24 protein-coding genes and 1 pseudogene are annotated in these 20571 nt (G+C 39.3%); 10 read left to right on the forward strand and 15 right to left on the reverse strand.

All coding sequences use genetic code 11. The features are described from left to right. Positions 1 to 168 precede the first annotated feature (168 nt). From DSM106972_RS04780 to DSM106972_RS52475, 8 genes are all read right to left on the reverse strand, one after another. Positions 169 to 1134 (reverse strand): NADPH:quinone reductase, encoded by a 966-nt coding sequence (locus DSM106972_RS04780; protein WP_127079371.1) that lies wholly within the window; start codon positions 1132 to 1134, stop codon positions 169 to 171. Between the two features lie 135 nt (positions 1135 to 1269). After that, positions 1270 to 1560, reverse strand: a complete 291-nt coding sequence (locus tag DSM106972_RS04785; protein ID WP_127079373.1) for a muconolactone Delta-isomerase family protein — start codon at positions 1558 to 1560, stop codon at positions 1270 to 1272. Between the two features lie 17 nt (positions 1561 to 1577). After that, positions 1578 to 2585 carry a zinc-dependent alcohol dehydrogenase family protein gene (locus DSM106972_RS04790; RefSeq protein ID WP_127079375.1) on the reverse strand — a complete coding sequence of 336 codons (1008 nt, stop codon included), beginning with the start codon at positions 2583 to 2585 and terminating at the stop codon, positions 1578 to 1580. A gap of 2 nt (positions 2586 to 2587) precedes the next feature. Further along, positions 2588 to 2983 (reverse strand): nuclear transport factor 2 family protein, encoded by a 396-nt coding sequence (locus DSM106972_RS04795; RefSeq protein ID WP_127079377.1) that lies wholly within the window; start codon positions 2981 to 2983, stop codon positions 2588 to 2590. 138 nt (positions 2984 to 3121) lie between these two features. After that, a complete protein-coding gene (locus tag DSM106972_RS04800) occupies positions 3122 to 4039 on the reverse strand; it encodes an AraC family transcriptional regulator (protein ID WP_127079379.1) in 918 nt (305 codons plus the stop codon). Between the two features lie 325 nt (positions 4040 to 4364). After that, positions 4365 to 4622 carry a type II toxin-antitoxin system Phd/YefM family antitoxin gene (locus DSM106972_RS04805; RefSeq protein WP_127079381.1) on the reverse strand — a complete coding sequence of 86 codons (258 nt, stop codon included), beginning with the start codon at positions 4620 to 4622 and terminating at the stop codon, positions 4365 to 4367. Continuing rightward, positions 4619 to 4777 (reverse strand): hypothetical protein, encoded by a 159-nt coding sequence (locus tag DSM106972_RS52470; protein WP_201800680.1) that lies wholly within the window; start codon positions 4775 to 4777, stop codon positions 4619 to 4621. The genes DSM106972_RS04805 and DSM106972_RS52470 overlap by 4 nt, the downstream gene beginning before the upstream one ends. 14 nt (positions 4778 to 4791) lie before the next feature. Further along, a complete protein-coding gene (locus DSM106972_RS52475) occupies positions 4792 to 4929 on the reverse strand; it encodes a hypothetical protein (protein ID WP_201800681.1) in 138 nt (45 codons plus the stop codon). Positions 4930 to 5074: 145 nt separating this feature from the next. Here DSM106972_RS52475 and DSM106972_RS04815 point away from each other — a divergent pair, with 145 nt between their 5' ends. From DSM106972_RS04815 to DSM106972_RS04830, 5 genes are all read left to right on the forward strand, one after another. After that, entirely contained in the window at positions 5075 to 5800 is a 726-nt protein-coding gene (locus DSM106972_RS04815; RefSeq protein WP_127079383.1) for a hypothetical protein, read from the forward strand. Between the two features lie 375 nt (positions 5801 to 6175). Further along, the gene (locus tag DSM106972_RS52115; protein WP_170213550.1) at positions 6176 to 6325 is read left to right on the forward strand and encodes a hypothetical protein; all 150 of its coding nucleotides are present in this window, start codon (positions 6176 to 6178) and stop codon (positions 6323 to 6325) included. Next, the gene (locus tag DSM106972_RS04820) at positions 6318 to 6509 is read left to right on the forward strand and encodes a hypothetical protein (protein ID WP_127079386.1); all 192 of its coding nucleotides are present in this window, start codon (positions 6318 to 6320) and stop codon (positions 6507 to 6509) included. Before DSM106972_RS52115 ends, DSM106972_RS04820 begins: the two co-directional genes overlap by 8 nt. 77 nt (positions 6510 to 6586) lie before the next feature. Continuing rightward, positions 6587 to 6991, forward strand: a complete 405-nt coding sequence (locus tag DSM106972_RS04825) for a hypothetical protein (protein ID WP_127079388.1) — start codon at positions 6587 to 6589, stop codon at positions 6989 to 6991. Continuing rightward, positions 6988 to 7413 carry an HNH endonuclease gene (locus DSM106972_RS04830; RefSeq protein WP_127079390.1) on the forward strand — a complete coding sequence of 142 codons (426 nt, stop codon included), beginning with the start codon at positions 6988 to 6990 and terminating at the stop codon, positions 7411 to 7413. Before DSM106972_RS04825 ends, DSM106972_RS04830 begins: the two co-directional genes overlap by 4 nt. A 26-nt stretch (positions 7414 to 7439) precedes the next feature. On the opposite strand, the gene DSM106972_RS04835 is transcribed toward DSM106972_RS04830, so the two are convergent. Beyond that, positions 7440 to 8561, reverse strand: coding sequence for a LeoA/HP0731 family dynamin-like GTPase (locus DSM106972_RS04835; RefSeq protein WP_127079392.1), 1122 nt, complete (start codon positions 8559 to 8561; stop codon positions 7440 to 7442). A 5-nt stretch (positions 8562 to 8566) separates the two neighbouring features. Here DSM106972_RS04835 and DSM106972_RS04840 point away from each other — a divergent pair. The 3 genes and pseudogenes from DSM106972_RS04840 to DSM106972_RS04850 form a co-directional block, all read left to right on the forward strand. Further along, positions 8567 to 9039 (forward strand): annotated as a pseudogene (locus DSM106972_RS04840) (Uma2 family endonuclease); the annotation flags it as partial. A gap of 315 nt (positions 9040 to 9354) precedes the next feature. Further along, entirely contained in the window at positions 9355 to 11805 is a 2451-nt protein-coding gene (locus DSM106972_RS04845; protein ID WP_127079394.1) for a dynamin family protein, read from the forward strand. A gap of 148 nt (positions 11806 to 11953) precedes the next feature. Continuing rightward, positions 11954 to 12565: an exopolysaccharide biosynthesis protein gene (locus tag DSM106972_RS04850; RefSeq protein WP_127079396.1), complete on the forward strand. Its 612-nt coding sequence runs from the start codon at positions 11954 to 11956 to the stop codon at positions 12563 to 12565. On the opposite strand, the gene DSM106972_RS04855 is transcribed toward DSM106972_RS04850, so the two are convergent. From DSM106972_RS04855 to DSM106972_RS04865, 3 genes are all read right to left on the reverse strand, one after another. Then, positions 12566 to 13228, reverse strand: coding sequence for an ABC transporter ATP-binding protein (locus tag DSM106972_RS04855; protein ID WP_127079398.1), 663 nt, complete (start codon positions 13226 to 13228; stop codon positions 12566 to 12568). A 212-nt stretch (positions 13229 to 13440) separates the two neighbouring features. Further along, complete coding sequence (locus tag DSM106972_RS04860; protein ID WP_411675276.1) at positions 13441 to 14640, reverse strand: ABC transporter permease; 1200 nt, start codon at positions 14638 to 14640, stop codon at positions 13441 to 13443. Positions 14641 to 14761: 121 nt separating this feature from the next. Continuing rightward, positions 14762 to 16306, reverse strand: coding sequence for an efflux RND transporter periplasmic adaptor subunit (locus DSM106972_RS04865; RefSeq protein WP_127079402.1), 1545 nt, complete (start codon positions 16304 to 16306; stop codon positions 14762 to 14764). A 350-nt stretch (positions 16307 to 16656) separates the two neighbouring features. Here DSM106972_RS04865 and DSM106972_RS04870 point away from each other — a divergent pair, with 350 nt between their 5' ends. After that, positions 16657 to 17004 carry a hypothetical protein gene (locus tag DSM106972_RS04870; protein WP_127079404.1) on the forward strand — a complete coding sequence of 116 codons (348 nt, stop codon included), beginning with the start codon at positions 16657 to 16659 and terminating at the stop codon, positions 17002 to 17004. Further along, on the forward strand, positions 16994 to 17359 hold the full coding sequence (locus DSM106972_RS04875; protein ID WP_127079406.1) for a DNA-binding protein: 366 nt from the start codon (positions 16994 to 16996) through the stop codon (positions 17357 to 17359). The genes DSM106972_RS04870 and DSM106972_RS04875 overlap by 11 nt, the downstream gene beginning before the upstream one ends. 411 nt (positions 17360 to 17770) lie before the next feature. Here DSM106972_RS04875 and pstB read toward each other — a convergent pair whose 3' ends face one another. The 3 genes from pstB to pstC all read right to left on the reverse strand — a co-directional run bounded on the left by pstB (position 17771) and on the right by pstC (position 20567). Further along, the gene (pstB, locus tag DSM106972_RS04880) at positions 17771 to 18577 is read right to left on the reverse strand and encodes a phosphate ABC transporter ATP-binding protein PstB (RefSeq protein WP_127079408.1); all 807 of its coding nucleotides are present in this window, start codon (positions 18575 to 18577) and stop codon (positions 17771 to 17773) included. 84 nt (positions 18578 to 18661) lie between these two features. After that, positions 18662 to 19591 (reverse strand): phosphate ABC transporter permease PstA, encoded by a 930-nt coding sequence (pstA, locus tag DSM106972_RS04885; protein ID WP_127079410.1) that lies wholly within the window; start codon positions 19589 to 19591, stop codon positions 18662 to 18664. 25 nt (positions 19592 to 19616) lie between these two features. After that, complete coding sequence (gene pstC / locus DSM106972_RS04890) at positions 19617 to 20567, reverse strand: phosphate ABC transporter permease subunit PstC (protein ID WP_127079412.1); 951 nt, start codon at positions 20565 to 20567, stop codon at positions 19617 to 19619. Positions 20568 to 20571 lie beyond the last annotated feature (4 nt).

Raw genomic sequence — 20571 nt, forward strand, 5'->3', positions numbered from 1 at the left:
TTCATTGTCTTGTCCTTAAGTATAATTAGTTAGATTTGAAACCGAGAGAGCGTCTGGGCTGCTTGGCTTCATGAGTTTATAATAGGTATTCCGCGCGCTCTCGTACATCGGAGAAAAGCTTGAATTACAGATAATACTTTTTGTTTAGAACAAAAATACTATATATATTTAAAATCTCAATACAACTTTTCCAGAACTGCTTGCAACTCTTACTGTTTCATGAGATTTAGCGACTTCAGATAGTGCAAATTCTTGTGCTACTGCTGGACGTAATGTCCCGTTTTCCAGTCCTGCGTATATTTCTGAATGTATTTGTGCTGATTCTTGTGGAGTTGCTAATCCAATATATAAACCTATAATACTGGCGCCTTTCCAAAGCAATGGTGTAGGGTCTAAGTTTACAGCACCATCCGTTCCACCAATGATAATAATACGGCCAAATGGTGCAATTAAATTAACATCGTCCGCTAACTTTTTCGTGGCATTCATTTCTAAAATTATATCGAAGCCTTTACCATCTGTACATTCTAGGGCTTTATCTAAATAACCTGGTTCGCGATGGTTAACTGTAAAATGGGCGCCTTCTTTCTCAATTAATTCTAAACCTTGCTGACTTCCTGCACTTCCAACTACTTTTAAACCGTAAGCGCGGGCTATTTGTACAGCAGCACTGCCAACCGCACCACTGGCACCATGTACAAATACTGTTTCTCCAGGTTTGGCTTTTGCAAGATTAAATAATGCATAATAAGCTGTAGGATAAGAATTAACAGCAGCAGTACCCTGTGCAAACGAGGTATTATTAGGTAAAGGATAAACTGATTCAGCATCATGCACAATTAATTCTGCATATGCTCCAAGAAAAGTATTTACATAAACACGGTCGCCAGTTTTAAACTTGGTTACACCTTCACCTACTGCTTCAATTACACCTGCTGCTTCAAAGCCAGGAATATACGGTAAGGGTGGTGTTGGGGCGCCGTGACTTTGTTCGCGCACATAAGTATCAAGTGGACTAACACCTGCTGCATGAACTCTAATTAACACTTGTCCTGCGTTTGGTGTTGGTGCGGAAATTTCTTCCACTTTGAGGACTTCTGGGGCGCCGAATTGGTGAACTTGTACTGCTTTCATTGATGTTTTATTTTATTTGAAATAGAATATTTTCTTGTGGAGCAGTTCTTGTGGAGCGGGCATCCCTGCCCGCCCCCATGCAAGCTGTTTGTGTTAGGAACGGGCAAGGATGCCCATTCCACAAGAGGGAAAAGTTTATTTTGCAAACAATGATTCTGTGCCTGTGTAGGGTTTCAATGGTGTAATTTCAGTTTGTAAAACACCTTCTTGTACCATTGGTAATTGAGCAACCATTTCGGTTACTGCTTCCAAGCTAGGCGCCTCCCAAAGTAAAACGGCGCCACTCATATCAGCTATATAATAAGCATTACGAATCGTATCGTCTGCATAATATTCCCAAACTTTTGCTGCTTCTGGTTTAACCAAAGGTAATACTTTCTCCATTGGAACACCTGGAACAACCTTAGCAATAACTAAAAACTGCATAACTTTCTCCAACAAATCTAAAATTTAATTACAAGTTTGCCAAAGTGGGCGCCGCTTTGTAGATGACGATATGCTTCTGGTGCATCATTGAATGGAAAAACTTTATCGATAACAGGAACAATTTGGTGTAGAGTAATAGCTCGATTCATTGCTTCAAACATTTCTCGACTGCCAACATATATTCCTTGAACATCAATGCTTTTTAAGAGAATATTTGTATGGTTTACATCCCCACCTGTACCTGCTAAAACTCCAATTAAGCTAATGCGACCACCAACACGAACTGCTCGCAATGATTTATCTAATGTTCCCGCTCCACCAACTTCAACAACTTGGTCTACCCCTTCTTTTTGAGTTAGTTCACGAACTTTTTCATGCCAGTTTGGATAAGTTTTATAATTAATTGTTTCAGCGGCGCCCATTTCTTTTGCACGTTCTAATTTTTCGTCACTGCTCGATGTAATAATAATTTTGGCGCCAGCAATGCGGGCAAATTGTAGTGCAAAAATTGAAACACCACCTGTACCTAGTAAAAGTACCGTCTCTCCCGCAGCTAGTCCACCTCTTGTTACTAATGCTTGCCATGCGGTAACAGCAGCACAAGGAAGAGTGGCGCCATCTTCATAAGAAAAATGGTCTGGTAATATAACCACTCCATCTTGATTTAAGACAACATACTCAGCTAACATTCCATCAATAGAACCACCCAAAGCTGATAGAATTTTTTGCCTGTCTAACTTGCCCGCAACCCAATCTTGAAAAAAACAACCTGCGACTCTATCACCAACTTTGACGCGCGTAACACCTTCACCCACCGCTACTACTTCACCCGCACCATCAGATAAAGGAATTAATGGTAGTTTTTGATTGGGATAGGCGCCTGCAACTACAGCAGTGTCTCTATAATTAAGTGAAGTTGCTTGAACTTGGATTAAAACTTGCCCAAAACCTGGTGATGGTTCTGGAATTTCCACAAGCTTTAAGCCATCAATACCTGAAGCGTCTTGAATTTGGTAAGCTTTCATATCTAATGTATTTGGTTGATTTCTTTCGCAAGTCCTTGAAAACTACTTGGGTCATAAAAATAGCGTTCATGGATAATTCTTCCATTTTTCCATGTTTGCATCCCCAATTCCTCAATATGCATACGATATCCATCTTGAGTTGTAGCTTCTATATGCATTTCAACTACAGATTTATCTCCATCTACCAAAACAGAACCTATATGAAAATTATGTATTTCTTTAACGTTTGCGTTCATACGCTTTTGACGTTCGATACTTAGTGCGCGTCCTACACGTGGCGCCTCTAAATTTTCTTGTACTACAACATTTTCATCATAGAAACGTTCGTATATTTCCTCAACGGGTGGGTTTGTTTTGAAAAAGTCTAATAGTTCTTGAACACGCGCGCGAAGTTCCATTTTTGTTCTCCAGATATTGATCCCCCCCAACCCCCCCTTAATAAGGGGGGGCTAAGAATGATTCTTGTTCCCCCCTTATCAAGGGGGGCTAGGGGGGATTCTTTGCATCTACAATAACTAAAACGCGCGTTGTAAGTCTTATATATTTTTGCCGTTTTTATACGTTCTTGCTATTTCTTTGGGAGTGGCGCCTGTAAGCTGTTTGAAATGTCGGTTAAAATGTCCTTGATTCGCGAACCCACACTCAAGGGCAATTTCTGCTAAACTAAGCTCTCCTTTTTGAAGTAAAATTTTTGCTTGTTCCACTCGTTGCTGAATTACATACTGGTGCGGCGTAATCCCTAGCGACTGCTTAAACAATCGGCTAAAGTAAAATAGACTCATTCCCACTTGTTGCGCTAGTTCTTCTAACCCAAGACTGTTATTAAGATTTGCCCTAATGTAATCTAAAATATGGTTAAGCTTGTGACGCGGCAAACCATCCGCATAAGTTGCAATTTGTACCTTACGAACCCCATATTTACGTAAAATATGAGTTACTAATGTCGTTTTAAGTTGGTCAATAAATAAGTCACTGGCAACCCTAGAAGTAACCAATTCATCTTTAAGAGTAAGCAAAATCCCTTGAATTAGCGAGTCTTCCACCGTAGCAAAATGCGGTATTAATTCAATTCGGTCAGGATTAACTAATTCTTGCCCTACCTGTATAAATACATGTGCGTCAAGTCCTATACACATAAATTCTATATCTTGGCGCCAGTTACAGCGATGCAACGAACCCGCAGGAAGAATAAACACATTATTATTACCAACTAAATTTCGCTGCGTCTGCCCATCAATACACTGATTAATAGGTGTTTTTGATGTCACCATAGTTATCAAACTCATATTATGACGGTGTTCACCTGTATCATGGGCAGGTTGACGCTGCGTTTCAAAATGCCAGTCCTTACAAGTAATCTGACGAATAGCAGGTTTTGGCAGCACTAAATTAGATGCTTCTGGCGAAGAATGATAATCAATTACGGTCACTGTCGATGTTGTTACTGGCGCCATCAGATATATTATCGTAGGGTGCTTTAATGAGAATAAGGCGCCGACACATCTAAACGCAACAATTACAACCGTGGCTAATGGTGCCTACCTAAAAATCGTAGGTTGGGTGTAAACGGAGTTTTCCCGCAGGGTAGGCTTTGCGGAACCCAACATAAATAAAGTTTTTTAGCTTAAATAAGTGCCATTCACCGTACAAGCGTCACGCACCAGCTCTCAATTGTAAACGATTTTCAATTACAGCTTACAATAATATAAGGGCAGGCAAGGATGCCCACTCCACAAGATTTTAAATAAAGTAAGATAAGTCAAATTATCTTAATATAATTTAATCTGTGTATTTAGCTCTTAGTTCCTCAATGCTAATTCCCTTACCTTGTTTCAAACTTTGACGAGCCTGAGCAATTTCTGCTTCAAAACCTGGAGAGCGCACCAGTAACTCTTCCCATAAATCTTCTGCATCCTCCAAACCAATCAAAATTCCGACTGGTTGCCCGTCACGAGTAATAATCACACTCTCTTTTTCGGCAACTTGTAAATAGCCTGACAAATTGTTTTTTACTTCATCGATGGGTACTTGTCTCATTCCTCCCTCCTGCCAAATTCGGTTAACCACTTCATAGCTTCAGATTTTTCCCGGATGCGGAGAATTTCCACAATTCCATCTCCATCATTAGTGTAGTTCACATCATAAAACGCTCGCAGGTCATCAATCCTTAACCGATACTGAGGTTGTTGCATCTGTTGGAGACGCTTTATACGACTTTTACTCGTTTTTCTGGCTCATATCTCAAAAATGTCTCAATGGCATCTAAAGCTTTAGCACGGTCATTAGCTTTAAGTGCTGCAATGTCCGCTTCCGCTTCTGGAGAGAAAATAATTTCGTATCTCACGGTCGCTCGTTTCTATGAAAGCTGCGTTACTTTACATAATCCCACAGATTGGTAAATTAATGTAAAGCCTATAAGGTAGTTGATACCAGCAGCATAAAACAGTATTATTGTACTGAAATGTCATTGGCTAGGTTAAGTAAAGTCTATGATGCAAGTAATTAGGCAAATAAAAGAGCGAAATAAGATAGACCTGGAATGCAAAGGTATAAAGTATGACCTTTTCAGGCTAGATGATTCAGAATACGACCTACTTAGAGATAATAGTTTACCAATTGAAGAACCAGATTTTCGGTTCTACCACTCGCTATTTCGTTCTAAAGATGGTAGAGGGAATGAATTAAATTTAGCTGAAATTTTTGTAACACTAGAATCAATATTTAGTAAAACCAGTAATTCTTTTGACCGTCACAGAGGTTCATTCAGCTTTCCCGTATTGCTCCTTATCAAAAAGCCTGAACAAACTTTTTTTTACTTAATGAATATAAGTGACCGTAGAGGCTCTGTTGATTTTAGATTGTACAAAATTATACATGAAGGCTTAGAAGAGAAAGATTATAATAACACACAAAAACCATTTGAGGATGAGTTTTCGCGGCATGAGATTAATTATTTCATTAGCTACTTTTATGGTACTCTCATCAGCCACTTCCGTATATTTAAACGTAATACTCCTGTTAAACCATTTATAAGAACAATTAATTCGAGTGGAGTTTTATACGGATATAAAGACGATGGATATTTTGAATTAGACTGTGAGTCTTCAGAAGAGTGTGAAGCAGAAATTAAACTTTTTGAAGAAAAGTATGGCAAAGAATCAAAATCCGAAACAATCAATGCACTGTTACAAGGTATCATCAGCGAGTCAGCCTGAAAAACTCCAAAAATTTAATTAATGATCTTGTAGGATGGGCAATAGCTTTCTTGTGGGATGGGCATCCTTGCCCGTCCTCAACTTGAAGGCACATCAGCTGATGTTGCACTAGTCATGTTAGCTTGCGGCTTCTAACATTACTTATTACACTGCGGGGGGCGCCATGTATCTGCTTCTAATTTAAGTATTCTAAGTTCCGTTTTAATGTTTGAGGCACCTTGTTTTGCCAAACAAAAGTGCAAAGGAATGATTTAAAATAAAATTAGGATTGTATAACAACCTATTCTATTCTTTTATGACTGAATTACTTCGCTTTGTTTTGCAGAAATTGAAAAACTCCCAGAAGAAAAGCAAGACGCTATCGCATCTCGGCTTTTGGCTGAATTAAAACAAGAGTCAGAAAAGCTTCTACTACAACAGTTAGCATCCACCGAGGCAGTTGTGTGGTCTCCTTATGATGCACACGAAGCTGCTCAAACATTATCTGAGCTTTTAACTACAGCAAAACAGGAAGGCAATGCTTGAAGGTAAGCGGTTTTCTTTTACAGAACGTAGAAGTAATCTTGGTGTTTCTAGTAATATGCCCTACTTACCCCTAACGCTTGCGTATAATAAACGTTCACTACAAGCTCTGGGTTTATTAGATACAGGCGCCAGTGTCAATGTGTTGCCTTATAATGTTGGTTTACAACTTTTGAGCTACGTTTAAGAAGAAAACGGTAATATGGAAATAATCGGATTACTACCTCCCAACAACCTTAAAACCGTAAAACCATACAAAGCCATATGGAAACTCAAATTACTCTTAACCTGCCATCGTCCGTTTATGATAAAGCCAAACATTTTGCTCAATTAACGAATCGTGATATAGCAGATGTTTTGATGCAAGCAATTACGCTCTCTCTTCTTCCTATAACTACTCAAGAAGGGTCAACTACAAACCTAGAAAATCTCTCTATCAACTCTTTACCTGACGAAAAAGTGATTGCTCTTACAAAATTACAAATGGCGCCCTCTCAAGACCAAAGATTAAGCGAATTACTATATAATCAGCAGGCTGGAACACTTCAGGATGGCGAACATTCAGAACTAAACGCTTTGATGCAAATTTACCAAGAAAACCTGTTACTTAAAGCAAATGCTTTACGCGAAGCAGTTGTTAGAGGCTTACGGGAACCTTTAGACGCATGAGTTCAATATCAGAAACACTAAAAGCAAAAATTCGCGCTTCTGCTGGTAACAGATGCGGCTATTGTCGCAGTTTACAAATATATGTTTTAGGACTGCTCGAAATTGAACATATTATTCCTAAAGCGAAAGGCGGGACTGATGACGAAGAAAATTTATGGTTAGCTTGTCGTTTATGTAACAATTACAAAGGGACTCAAACGGATGCTGTAGACCCAGTAACTAACAAAAAAGTCAAGCTATTTAATCCTAGAAAGCAAAAGTGGTCAGAAAATTTTGAATGGAGTTCAGATGGCGCCCAAATCATTGGAACTACTGCCACAGGTAGAGCAACAGTTATTGCGCTACAACTAAACAATATAATCTCAGTAACAGTTAGGCAGCAGTGGGTGTTGGCTGGTTGGCATCCACCAACAGAAACTTAATATCCGCTCTCCAAGTTTATTTATTGCTAACTCATTTCATACGACTCCTCATCATCACTTGAGTTATTTATTTCACAAATAATCTTCTCAAATTCTTTACGCAATGCAGCAAGTTTTCCTATCCATTGGTTTGAAGAGGTAATAGCTTCTTCTTCATTGTGACGAGCTTCAGTAATTTGCTTTTCAATCTCCCCGTAAACTTGTAGTTCAACTTCTTTAAGTTGCATTTCAGTCTGACCTTCAAGGTCTTTTCCTAATGCGATAAACTGGCTCGTAATATCGCGTCTTGCATCAGACAATTTTTTATATTGTTGTTCTTCTTCCTCCTTAGCGTATATATCTACTGCTAACATACCGACCGACAGCAAAAGACCAAGAAATTTAGCTACGTTGCCTATACCTTTAGCAATATTTGCTGCCTGCCAAGGCTTGAATTTAAAACCTAAAAATTTTCCAATAGTACGAATACCTTTATGGAGTGGACTTCCAGCTACGTGCCTTGTTCGTAAAAACACTCGCCCAGCAGAGTTACTTCCTGTCTTTGTCGCTAATTTTGTTATGCCAACTCCTACTTTCTTACCAATATATTGTTTTTTAAGCAACTCGCAAGGCGCCTCGATATCAATTGCTGTAGAGCCAAGTAAGGTTTGTGAGCGCCTAATAGCACCGTACTCAATTAAAGATAATCGAATTCCCTCATAAAACTTTTGCATCCGGCTTGCGTTAAAAAGCTCATCTTTATGATGTTGGTGTTCAGGTTCACAAGATAACTGTGCTGCTAACAGCATTACAGGAACAATCTCGAAATAGTCGTTGCCATAATGCTGCCGCGCATAACGACGAATGCGCTCAATATGACCCCCATTACCACTGGAACCGTCTAAAGCAAACAGTTTATCGGGATTATTAATAAATTTATCTAGTTCATATGAGCCACGCCGTGAATCTCGGAAATTTTTATGTACGTTTAGCAGAATAATTAGCGGCTTGGCATTTTCCTTAAGTAAACGCAAAAACTTAAATTCGCTTTCTTGGATGCTGTCATTTGTTACCACATAGCAGATGACATCAGACTCACTGATAACACTTTGGGCAATTTCTTCGTCCGTTTTACCATCAGGGGCGCCAATTCCTGGAGTATCGATAATACGGAGATTGGAATCTCGACCTAGTTTACAGCGCTGCTGACCTCAATCTCTACTATGATGTGAAGCATCCGCAGTGGTACAAACGTCCCGATTGGTTTGGTGTGGTTGGAGTTGGGCAATTATACCAAGGAGAAGATATAAGATTAAGTTATGTAACTTGGCAGGAGAACGCAAATTCCTTTTGTCGTCGTTGAGTTACTATCTCCAGGTACAGAAGATGAAGATTTAGGAGCGACGGGCGCCTTGGTATGCCAGCATTAGGTTTAAGTTTGGGGTTGATAGCAGGTTATGGGAAGGAGCATTTCGAGGTATTGATAGGTTATGGTTACGCTGGTTTACTCTTAAAGGAGAATTAATTCTTTCTCCTGATGAGCGAGCAGAGTTATCTGAACAAAAAGCTATCGAAGCGAAGATGAGAGTGGAAAAACTTGCAGCAAAATTGCGTCAGCTAGGAATAAATCCTGATGAAATCGTATGATTTTCTACAATCAAAGTTTCATATTGCGGGAGTAGGTTTTTCTCAAGCTTTTCCAATACTGCTTATAGAATAATATCTGTTACGCACAAAACAGGCGCCTAAACTACTTTGATTTGATAGGATTTCTCTGTGTTCTCTGCGTCTAATAAGGCAATAATCTTTAGTCACTGCACAGGCGAGACGCCCGTGCTACAATTGATGGCATCTAATACTATATATTGTCTAATTCTTTAAGCTTTCTCTGTAATAATACTGTGCCATATTAAATACAGCCATTTCTAAAATGTAAGCATAGTAACTAGTAAAGTGCCTACCATGTCACAGTCCCCGTTGCAGTGTCAAAACCTCAAAGCACAAGTAGATGATATTTTAGAGCTTTTGCACCAAGAGTCAGCATTACGCGCGTGCGATATTACTCCTGTCCAAACTTCTTTGGGTAAAGCAATATCACCAAAGTTTGAAATTGTATTTGCAGGCGCCTTTAGTGCGGGTAAGTCGATGTTAATCAATGCACTGCTTGGACGTGAATTATTATATAGTGCAGAAGGACATGCCACGGGAACGGAATGTAAGATTGAGTACGCGGCGCCTGATAAAGAACGAGTAGTATTGACGTTTTTGAGTGAAGCGGAAGTTCGTGAGCAAGCTATTTCAATATGTCAACAGTTAGGTTTTGCTAACGTTAGCAATATAAATAAAGCTGAAGTTGTTGAATTATTGCAGCAAGGATGCAGGACAATTATTGAGAAAGAAGGTGGCGAAACCAAATCAGAGTTAGCCAAGCAAGCAAAGGCATTAATCTTGTTATTAGAAGGGTATGTGGCAAACAGGCAGCGTATTAATACTCTTGATAATGCTACCTATTCGATGGAAGAGTTCAATTTTACAACGCTCAAGGAAGCTGCTGCTTACGCGCGCAGAGGTAGTAACAGTGCGGTGTTAAAGCGAATTGAATATTACTGTTATCATCCTTTACTCCAGGACGGGAATGTAATTATAGATACACCTGGTATCGATGCGCCAGTTGCTCGTGATGCAGCTTTAGCTTACGCCAAAATTCAGCATCCTGATACTTCGGCAGTTGTATGTGTGTTAAAATCTGCGGCAGCAGGTGAAATGACGAAGGAAGAAACTCAGCTTATAGAAACAATTGCTAATAATCCTGGGATACGTGATAGAGTTTTTTATGTTTTTAACCGCATTGATGAAACTTGGTATAATGCCCAGTTGCGGCAAAGACTCGAAAGTTTATTGAATGTACAGTTTTGTAAAAGTGCCAGGGTTTATAAAACGAGTGGTTTATTAGGTTTTTATGGTAGTTTAATTCGACAAACTGCGAAGAGTGATAGGTATGGTTTAGATACAATCTTTGCTGAAAGTGTTAAAGGATTGAATGGTAAAGAAGAAGCACCACAGTTTGTTTACGCTTTTAATAATTACTGTGTCAATTCTGGTAAGTTATCTCCAACTCAATTTCGCATATCGGTAAATGGGTATGAAACACCTAATCAGAACTATACGCGAATTTTAGATGAGTGGGGTAGCGAGTTAATCGAACAATTAATTCGAGATAGTGGAATTGAAGAATTTAGAGGCGCCATCACTCGTTATCTCAACGAAGAAAAACGTCCACAACTATTCAAAAATCTCGCTGATGATTTAGAAACTGTTTGTATTCAACTCAAGAATCATTATCAAACAGCGCAGCGCGAATTATATAGTCAACCGCGTGAAATAGAAGCGATGAAAAGCCATGAGTTACAGCGTCTCAACCGCGAGTTGCAAGAAATTGGTAATGGACTGCGCTCTCATCTTACTCAAGAAGTAAACAATACAATTAACAATGAGTGTAATGCGTTTGAAGCAGATTTTCGGCAGCTTCAAGCAAAAATGATTCAACGTTTAGATGAATTATTAGAATCATTCTCTGTAGCTGATGCATATCGACGCGCGACTATTAGTCACCCTCGCAATGCTACGGCGCCGCTATTAGCTATTCTAGTAGAAGCTTTTTATTATCTTGCTAATCAACTCGAAGACGTATTAGTTCAAAATACTTTAGGATTAATTAGCAACTACTTCAAACGCTTAGGCGCCCGTATTAACACATCAGACTACTATCGTCAATTGTACCGCTTACTGGGTAACGATAGCGGTATTGAGACTGAACTGAGATTAATTGAGAAAGAAATAACTTTAGCTTTAATCAATGCTGCCAGCGTTGAATGTGACCGTTTTGTACGTGAAAGTCCAAAATTCTATGAAGAAGGCACTTTTTCTATCAACCACTTTCGCAAAACATTACAGCAAACCTCACTTGGTTACGACAGCGAAAGCATGGTAGACGCAGAACCAGAAATTCGACAACTATTAAAGTTAGACTTTGAGCCGAAAGTATCTAGCACCATCCGCAAAACCTTCCGTCAAACAATTAACCAAACTCTAAAAAATCAACTTCTACCGCTAGCTGATAAGCAAGCTGATGCAATATTACAACAGTATGCGAGCGCGCGTAGCTATTTAGAGAAAACTTTAGAACAAGAAGCAACAGAGAAAATTGCTCAAAATCAACGCTTGTTAGATGTTGTGGAACAAAAAATCATGGCGTATAATCAAGCTACTTCTAGTATAAATAGCTGCTTGCAAGCAATGGCTTTGAATCAGCATTTATTACCATCTATTCACATTGTTAATAATTCGAGCAGTGTCAATACTGTAGATAGCGTTGCTTCTATAAACCAAGGGTTCAATCGCGTCTTGTTGTAGTACAAATGATTCATAAATATGGCTGATTGTAACAGCTAGAAAATTGCTAAAATACTAATGCTTGATTGTGCGGATACAAACTCTAGGTATGGATTAGAGTAAAGTTTGGTAATAATCATTTTATCAATATCCATTACCCTGAAGTATTATGCACCTGAGATTTTCTCAAGATATTAAGTCCTTATTGCAACATTTAGCTGATAAACCTTTGACTCTGGGCGATATTATTGCAGAAACCTCAGAACGGGGTTTTAGCTTGGTGATTGCATTATTGGTACTACCATTTTTGTTGCCTATGCCACCAGGGTTAAGTACTCCTCTCGGTGTTGCTTGCTTGTTGATGGCAGTACAAATGGCTTTGGGAAGGCGTACACCGTGGCTTCCAAAAAAAATTGCTACTTTTCAATTTCCTAAACGTTTTGCTCAGGCTCTGTTACAAAATTTACAGCGTGTTACAAAAATTTTAGAAAAAATTTCTCGACCACGTTTTGAGAAAATTGCCGATAATGATTTAACTTGGCGCCTCAATGGCATATGCTTGACTTGGTTGGCAATATTACTAATGTCACCATATCCTCCTGCCACGAATATGATTCCTGCTGTGGGAATGTTATTGTTGGCGGTTGCGACGATTGAGTCAGACGGTTTATTAATGTGCTTAGGCTATGTAGCCACCGTTTTGAACACTCTGTTCTTCGGTTTTGCTTTTTACCTTTTGTATGCAGGCGCCACCTACTTGCTACCTAATGTTTTTCGTTAATCAATTTAAAATCAAACCATCCTGAACTCGAATAATTCGTTTGGTTTGAGCAGCTATATCTGGTTCATGGGTGACAATTACAATTGTGATACCTTGTTCGTTGAGTTCCGAGAGTAAGTTCATTACTTCTTGGGATGTTTCGGTATCTAATGCTCCTGTTGGTTCATCTGCGAGAACTAGTGCTGGTCGGTTTACCAAAGCGCGCGCGATAGCAACTCGCTGTTGTTGTCCACCCGATAGTTGACTGGGACGGTTTGAAACACGTTCGGCTAAACCGACTCTTTGCAATGCTTGTAATGCTCGTTGGCGCCGTTGTGTTTTTGATACGTTGGCATAAACCATTGGTAACATGACATTATCAAGAGCAGTAGCGCGCGACAGTAAGTTAAATTGCTGAAATACAAAACCAATTCTTTGATTACGAATATAAGCTAATTCGTCATCATCAAAAGTAGTCAGGTTTCTACCCTCTAATATATAGTGTCCAGATGTCGGACGGTCGAGACACCCAATAATATTCATTAACGTAGATTTTCCCGAACCAGAGGCGCCCATTATTGCCACATATTCGCCTTCGTCAATAAAAAGCTCAATTCCCTTAAGGATGGGAACATTCATTTCTCCTAAGCGATAAGTTTTAGTAATCGATTCCATGTAAATCATAATTTTCAATTAGGAGTTAAAAATGTAGAGACGGCGATTTATCGCGTCTCTTAAAAGGATGCCCGAAAAGTTAATCCTTAGTACGCAATTCTTGGTTTAATCCCCCCTAACCCCCCTTAGTAAGGGGGGGATAGTCTTTTTTCCCCCCTTATTAAGGGGGGTAGGGGGGATTTAAAGACTATGGGTAAATTTTATAGTTTTCAAGCATCCTCCTAGTCGCTTCTAAGAGCGGTAATAGGGTCTAATTTAGCTGCGTTACGTGCAGGAATTACTCCAGCGACTAAACCTACAGACAACGAGAGTCCTAAACCAGCAATAACTGATAATAGAGAAATAACAAAGGGAAACTTGAAAATATTTGCGGCGCCAAAGGCAATTAAAATACCACTTCCAATTCCAATACCTCCTCCAAGCGTGGAAATTACAATTGCTTCGGTTAAAAATTGATTGAGTATTGCTGAATTTGTGGCGCCTACTGCTTTGCGAATTCCAATTTCGCGCGTTCGTTCCACAACAGACACTAACATAATATTGGCAATTCCAATTCCCCCAACAACTAATGATATTCCAGCAATGGCTACAATCATGACTGTAAATAAACCAACTATATTGGTAAAAGTACTAATAATATCAGCTTGGTTGGTAATGCGAAAATCGTCTTCTTGGGGTGGATAGATATTGTGACGTAAGCGTAAGAGATTGGTGACTTGAAACTGTACCGCGTCTAATTGTTCACCCGCTTTAATTAAAATCGCATTTACAGAAACTCCTGATAAAGCATTATTACCAACTAACCTTGCCGACATAGTAGTTAAAGGAATAAAAACGACTTCATCTCTGTCCATTCCTCCCTGCGAACCTTTCGACTCTGTTACCCCAATGACTTCGTAAGCTTCACCTCGAATTCTAATTCGTTTACCTAATGGGTCGCTACGATTAAATAAATTACTCTCTATTGTTGGGCCAATTACAGCAACTAATGATGAAGTGTCGAGTTCTTCTTGGTTAAAATATCTGCCGTTTTGAATTTGAATCTCTCTAACTACTGGGTAGTTTAAGTCTGTTCCGAAAACTGGCGTTGAGTTGTTTTGACCTTCATAAACAACTTGTGCATTTCGTTGTAAGTAAGCAGATACAATTTGTGCAGACGGCGCCTGTTCTGCAATTGCTTTCGCATCATCCCATGTTAATGTACTGCTGCTTCCCGTTCCCTGGCGAATATTTCCACTTCTTGCGGAACCAGAAAATACCGAAAGGACATCTGGGCCCAGTGCTTGAATTTGTTGCTCAGTTCCTTTTTGTACACCTTGACCAACAGATGTTATGGCAATAACCGAGGCTATCCCAATAATTACACCTAGCATTGTTAATCCAGTGCGTAATTTGTTACTCCATAGCGTTTCAACCGCCATTGAGATTATTTCCGTTACTGGAATAGGACGCTTACTTTTTTGTTTGGGATTGTTGTATTTAAGTTTGTTGTATTGAAGTAAAGGCTTTGCCATATTGCAATATTTATGTAAACTTATTAAATTAAGGCGCCCCACGTCTTGAACCACCACCACCTGCACCAGGAAGTACTCCTCCGCGTGGCGTTGACTGAGGTCTTGAGCCTGGTGGAAAGCTAAGTAATACCCTTTCGTTTCCTTTCAATCCAGATTTAACTTCTGTATATCTATTTACTGTTACACCTGTTTCAATAGGAGTAAACACTGGTTTATTATCTTCTCCTGCTACAAATACACCTGTTCTTCTTTGTTGACGTACAACTGCTGCTGTTGGTACTACAAGGGCATTTTCTAATTGACCGACTTGGAAATCTGCCGTTACATTCATTCCCGAACGCAGTAGATTTTTGTTATCCGAGACGATTTCTGCTTTGACTTGAAAGCTAGTAACGTTTTGCTCTACGGTAGCTTGAGCAGCAATTTGAGTTACTCGACCTTCAAAAACTACACCTGGATGAGCATCTGCTGTAACTAGTACTTTTTGCCCAAGACTAATTTTACTAATATTTACTTCTGCAACATTTGCTACTAACTGATTTGTTGAAGCGAGAGATACAACAGACGAAGAAGTTGCGCTAGATACAGCACTACCTGAAGTTGTTGGTGTTACAAAGGCGCCTGGGTCAGAATATTTTTGCGTTACAACACCATCAAAAGGCGCCCGAAGTATTGTGTCATTAATTTGAGTTTGAACAGTTCGCAACGAACCGCGCGCAGATTCGACTTGAGCGCGCGCACCTGAAATATCTTCTTGTCGAGTTCCCGCTTTTAAAAGTGCTAAAGCTTGCTGCCTCTGTCTAACTTGCGCGCGCGCGGTCTCTATATCCTCCGGACGTGAACCAGCTTTTTGTAATGCCAACGCTTGTTGTGCTTCTGTAACACTTGCTCGCGCGCTGTCACGGTCAGCACGAATTTGATTTAAAGCTTGCAGCGAAATAGCACCACTAGTGTAAAGCTGCTGATTACGACGTAAATCATCTTCAGCTTTAGTTAAACTTGCTGTAGCCTGTTGTAAACGCGCTTGTGCTTGACCAATATCTTGAGGTCTGTTACCAACTATAGCTTTTTGTAAATTTGCTTCTGCTTCATCCAATGCAGCTTGTGCGGAAGCAATATCTTGAGGACGATTTCCTGCTATTAACTTTTGTAAATTAGATTCTTGCTGTGCTAACTGTCCCCTTGCTTGAGTAAGCTGTCCAAGCAAGTTGGAATCATCCATATAAGCAATAATCTGTCCCTGTTTAACAGTATCACCTTCTTTTACAAGTAGCGATTTGAGAACACCTGACTGCTTAGGGCTAATATTAATCGACCTTTCTGGCTTAATACTTCCATTTGCCGAAACCTTGATCGGTAAAGTTCTCCTTTCTACAGGTTGTGTTAAAACCTTGCTTTTAGCTTCAATAGCAGGAACAATTACTACTTGACGGTAAACTGCATAGCCAATACCACCTAAAAGCCCAAGTACCACCACCCAAGGCAACCAGCTAATTTTACGCTTTTTCTTTTTCTCTGGTATATCTGGTAAAAAACCCGCACTATCTACAGGCTTTGATGTGTCTAATGTCATATAAAGCTTTCCCGTATAAAAATATCAAAATAAAGCCAATGCTAGTTTTACCGTTACGCCAGATTATTCCTTGGCTGCATAGATTCAGGTTACAGGTGCTTATAAGCGTTCGGCGCCTAACTGTTTTTATATCTATAATATACGTTAAACTTTGATGGCTGTATGTGTCAAAAGTTTTAAAGAGTCCATGACTAAAGTCATGATTACAGGCTTTCAGGCTCATGCGGTTGCTTCTGGTAAAATTATTTATATAACGATAGAACGGCGATTAGGACTTGCTCGTATCTTTCTTGTCCTGTTACATAACTGTTGAGTTATTATAGTATTACAGACCGAAAATTATTTTACAAATGACCTTAGAAAAGCTGGCAAATCAATCTCTCCTTGAAAAAATATATAGCTTTAGTAATGAGGCTGATATTGTTCATTATCTAGATGAAAATAGTAATCTAGAATATTTATTAATTGAAGCACATGATAAAATTAAACAAGTCTTCCCAGAAGAGAGGTTATCATTAAGAGTTGCGTTCGACCCTGAAATCGTGGGATGGCGAAAGTTAGTAATTGATATTCACACCAAACTGGATGCTGATGAAGCATTCAACAAAATAAAGATACTTGATAATAATTGGTGGCTTGATATAGTATCTACAAAAGCTAATGATTTAAATATTAATATTGAATTTGATGAAGTTTGATTGGTGTGAGTATTTTCGTTTAGCACAAGAACTAGCTAATGTAAACTCTGCTAGTTCTGATGAATTAGCAAGTAATTATAAACCACAGATATCAGAAGCAAAACTACGTTCTTGTATAAGCAGAGCATATTATTCTGCGTTCTGCATATCTAGAAATTATCTACGAGATGTTTTACATGACCCAAGACTCTTAAAAGCAAGAACAGGTGATGTAAATGAGCATCAATATGTGGCTGATGAATTTATATATAATAATGCTAAAAATAAAAAACTAATTCAAATTGGAAATGATTTAAGACGATTACGCGAGTATCGAAATAAGTCTGATTATGATGATAATACCATTTTTATGTGAAGATGCACATTATTTTTCTTAGCCCCCCTTATTAAGGGGGGTTGGGGGGATTTAATTAGTTGCAGCTTCATATTAAATCGGTATAAGATATTTAATTTACAAAAAGAAGTAAAATTTGCCTTGAAACTAGCAGAAAGCATTATTACTAAAATTAATGAACTAATTCAAGATGCAGAGTAAAAAATTATCCAATGTATCTGGAAAAAACAACATTTTTAGGCGCCATAATTTGCGTATTGATATTTTAATTTTATTGATGGGTTGAACTGCAATTGCACGCACGATACATAAACGCTGAAATAGTAGATATTTTGGGTGAGTTTGGTTTTGAAATATAAGGACAAAATCCTAGGTAAGAAATACCTAGGATTTAAAATTGTCAATCCGCATCGCATTTTTCGCAGCTAAAAATTAACCGAACTTACCGCTGATGTATTCTTTAGTTGCCTCTTGTTGAGGGTCTTGGAAAATTTTCTCGGTGCGTTCGTATTCAACTAAATGACCTGTACGACCACCTTTTTCAGATGTTTGAACGTTGAAAAAGGCTGTTTTATCGGCAACGCGCGATGCTTGTTGCATGTTGTGAGTAACGATTATAATTGTGTATTGCTCTTTCAACTGGTGAATGAGTTCTTCAACACGTAAGGTTGATATTGGGTCAAGCGCTGAACATGGTTCATCCATGAGGATAACATCAGGTTGAACTGCAATTGCGCGCGCGATACACAGACGCTGTTGCTGTCCACCAGATAATGACAAACCGTTTTGACGAAGTTTGTCTTTAACTTCATCCCATAACGCAGCTTTTTTAAGGCTACTTTCGACTAGTTGATCCATGTTGCCTTTGAAGCCATTAATTTTGGCGCCCCAAGCAATATTGTCATAAATAGATTTGGGAAATGGGTTTGGACGCTGGAAAACCATTCCAATTCTTCTACGTACTTCTACTGGGTCAACATTAGGGGCATATAAGTTATGACCTTGGTAAATAACATTACCCTCAGCCCGAAAAGTTTCGATTAAGTCATTAAGACGGTTATAACATCTTAAAATTGTACTTTTACCGCAACCAGAAGGACCAATAAATGCTACAGCCTGATTTCTAGGGACATCAAGCCAAACATTGCTGACTGCTAAAAAGTTACCGTAATAAACATTTAATCCTTCAGTTCTCAGAACTGTATCTGTATCGTTGGCTGTACGAATGTTAGTAGCCATAATGTATGTGCTATTGTGCTTTGTAATTTAATGTGTTTGATAAAGCTAAAAAGAAATTTTCTTAATATGCTTTTTGAGATTGCTTTAGTAAGCTTTGCGTCTGGTTGCAAATCTAGCAATGATACTGGCTATTAAAACCATTAGCACCAAAACCAAAGATGCTGCCCAAGCTAGTGACTTCCACTTTTCATAAGGAGAAATCGCGTAGTTATAAACCAAAACAGCTAAAGATGCTGTTGGTTGAAGTAATCCTTGAGGTGTTAATGATGGCCAACCTGATGAAAATAAAGCTGTAAACAATAAAGGTGCTGTTTCACCTGCCGCACGTGCCACTGCCAAAGTTGCACCTGTAACAATCGCTGGTACTGCTGCTGGCAGAACTACGGAGGCAACTGTTTGGAATTTTGTGGCGCCGACACCGACAGCAGCTTGCCGTAAATCGTCGGATACTAACTGTAATGATTCATCTGTAGTTCTAACGATAATTGGTAGCATCAAAATTGACAACGCAAATCCACCACCAATTGCGGAGTACGAACCCCACCCCAATCTATTTAAGGTTAAAACTACGACACCGTAAGCAAATACACCTGCGATGATTGAAGGTACTCCGCTCAAAATGTTTGTAGCAAATCGTATCCATCGAGCTAAATTACCAGAACTAAACTCGGTTAAATAAATTGCAGCTAGAACCCCCACTGGGATACTAATGAAAGCACCGATTAATACCATGATGAAAGTGCCAAGAATGGCGTTACCGAAACCTCCCTGCGATGGTCCAAATGGCAACGGTGGTAATTCAGTAAATACTCTAGGGCTGATACTACCGAACCCTCGGTACAAAATGTAAGAAAGTACTGCTGCCAAGGTAAAAATCGCAACTGCGCCGCAAAAAAATGCGACACCAGTCATGATTGAATTAAACATTGTCCTAGGAGCGGAAGGAGAGCGGACTAAGCTACCCATTGTGTATCCGCTCGAATTACCTGAACTATCTGACAAATTAGAAGGCATATTTCACTCAACACTATCTAATTAACTATATTCGCTTGACTCGCATCACAATTATTTCCGCCAAGACGTTAACTATGAACGTTAAGAAAAACAACACCAACGCTGCGTACATCAAAGCACCAACCTGCAAACCGCTAGCTTCCGCAAATTGGTTCGCAAGTAGAGAAGAAATTGTGTTTGCTGGTGAGAATAACGAAGGGCTAATATTATTAGAGTTACCAATCAACATTGTCACCGCCATTGTCTCACCCATCGCTCGACCAAGTGCCAGCATCACCGCACTAACGATTCCGGAAAAAGCAGCAGGTACGAGAACTTGTAATATAGTTTCCCAACGTGTGGCACCTAATCCTAAAGACGCTTGCCGCAAGCTAGGAGGAACTGAGTTGAGAGCATCGCGCGAAATTGCTGTAATAATCGGTAAAGTCATGATTGCTAGGATAATTCCTGCAACCAACATGTTTGGACCTGTTGGAGTAGTACTAAAAAATGGTATAAACCCTAGGGTCGCATTCAAACCTTTCCCAACATTTGTTAATAAAGGAACCAGAACAAAAAGTCCCCAAACTCCGTAAACTACGCTAGGAATTGCCGCTAGCAGTTCTACCATGAACACCAGTACTATTTTGACTTTTCCTGGTAAGAAGTCTTCAGAGAGAAGAATTGCAGCACCAACACCAATCGGTACAGATATTAATAGTCCAATAAAAGAGCTAACAAGAGTTCCGTATACCTGTGGAAGTACACCGTACTCATTAACTACTGGGTTCCAGTCGGTTTCAAACAAAAACCCTGCACCAAACTCTTGAATAGCAGGCATTGCTTGTAGCGCAACCTGAATCGATATCCATACTAAAATGACAGCAATTGCAATCGCAAAAAGTCTTGTTATCCAAATAAAACCACGGTCAAGGTTTTTGTCAACCTCTGAGCGCGATTTTGCCGAAGCCTGACTACCTTGAGCTAAACTACCCATGAAT

The organism is Dulcicalothrix desertica PCC 7102 (assembly GCF_003991905.1).
Classification (GTDB): Bacteria; Cyanobacteriota; Cyanobacteriia; order Cyanobacteriales; family Nostocaceae; genus Dulcicalothrix; species Dulcicalothrix desertica.

Excerpts from the sequence above, each read along its gene's own strand:
- DSM106972_RS04780 (WP_127079371.1), bottom strand. The coding sequence starts at position 1,134 with ATGAAAGCAGTACAAGTTCACCAATTCGGCGCCCCAGAAGTCCTCAAA.
- DSM106972_RS04785 (WP_127079373.1), bottom strand. The coding sequence starts at position 1,560 with ATGCAGTTTTTAGTTATTGCTAAGGTTGTTCCAGGTGTTCCAATGGAG.
- DSM106972_RS04790 (WP_127079375.1), bottom strand. The coding sequence starts at position 2,585 with ATGAAAGCTTACCAAATTCAAGACGCTTCAGGTATTGATGGCTTAAAG.
- DSM106972_RS04795 (WP_127079377.1), bottom strand. The coding sequence starts at position 2,983 with ATGGAACTTCGCGCGCGTGTTCAAGAACTATTAGACTTTTTCAAAACA.
- DSM106972_RS04800 (WP_127079379.1), bottom strand. The coding sequence starts at position 4,039 with ATGGCGCCAGTAACAACATCGACAGTGACCGTAATTGATTATCATTCT.
- DSM106972_RS04805 (WP_127079381.1), bottom strand. The coding sequence starts at position 4,622 with ATGAGACAAGTACCCATCGATGAAGTAAAAAACAATTTGTCAGGCTAT.
- DSM106972_RS52470 (WP_201800680.1), bottom strand. The coding sequence starts at position 4,777 with ATGCAACAACCTCAGTATCGGTTAAGGATTGATGACCTGCGAGCGTTT.
- DSM106972_RS04815 (WP_127079383.1), top strand. The coding sequence starts at position 5,075 with ATGATGCAAGTAATTAGGCAAATAAAAGAGCGAAATAAGATAGACCTG.
- DSM106972_RS04820 (WP_127079386.1), top strand. The coding sequence starts at position 6,318 with ATGCTTGAAGGTAAGCGGTTTTCTTTTACAGAACGTAGAAGTAATCTT.
- DSM106972_RS04825 (WP_127079388.1), top strand. The coding sequence starts at position 6,587 with ATGGAAACTCAAATTACTCTTAACCTGCCATCGTCCGTTTATGATAAA.
- DSM106972_RS04830 (WP_127079390.1), top strand. The coding sequence starts at position 6,988 with ATGAGTTCAATATCAGAAACACTAAAAGCAAAAATTCGCGCTTCTGCT.
- DSM106972_RS04845 (WP_127079394.1), top strand. The coding sequence starts at position 9,355 with ATGTCACAGTCCCCGTTGCAGTGTCAAAACCTCAAAGCACAAGTAGAT.
- DSM106972_RS04850 (WP_127079396.1), top strand. The coding sequence starts at position 11,954 with ATGCACCTGAGATTTTCTCAAGATATTAAGTCCTTATTGCAACATTTA.
- DSM106972_RS04855 (WP_127079398.1), bottom strand. The coding sequence starts at position 13,228 with ATGATTTACATGGAATCGATTACTAAAACTTATCGCTTAGGAGAAATG.
- DSM106972_RS04860 (WP_411675276.1), bottom strand. The coding sequence starts at position 14,640 with ATGGCGGTTGAAACGCTATGGAGTAACAAATTACGCACTGGATTAACA.
- DSM106972_RS04865 (WP_127079402.1), bottom strand. The coding sequence starts at position 16,306 with ATGACATTAGACACATCAAAGCCTGTAGATAGTGCGGGTTTTTTACCA.
- DSM106972_RS04870 (WP_127079404.1), top strand. The coding sequence starts at position 16,657 with ATGACCTTAGAAAAGCTGGCAAATCAATCTCTCCTTGAAAAAATATAT.
- DSM106972_RS04875 (WP_127079406.1), top strand. The coding sequence starts at position 16,994 with ATGAAGTTTGATTGGTGTGAGTATTTTCGTTTAGCACAAGAACTAGCT.
- pstB (WP_127079408.1), bottom strand. The coding sequence starts at position 18,577 with ATGGCTACTAACATTCGTACAGCCAACGATACAGATACAGTTCTGAGA.
- pstA (WP_127079410.1), bottom strand. The coding sequence starts at position 19,591 with ATGCCTTCTAATTTGTCAGATAGTTCAGGTAATTCGAGCGGATACACA.
- pstC (WP_127079412.1), bottom strand. The coding sequence starts at position 20,567 with ATGGGTAGTTTAGCTCAAGGTAGTCAGGCTTCGGCAAAATCGCGCTCA.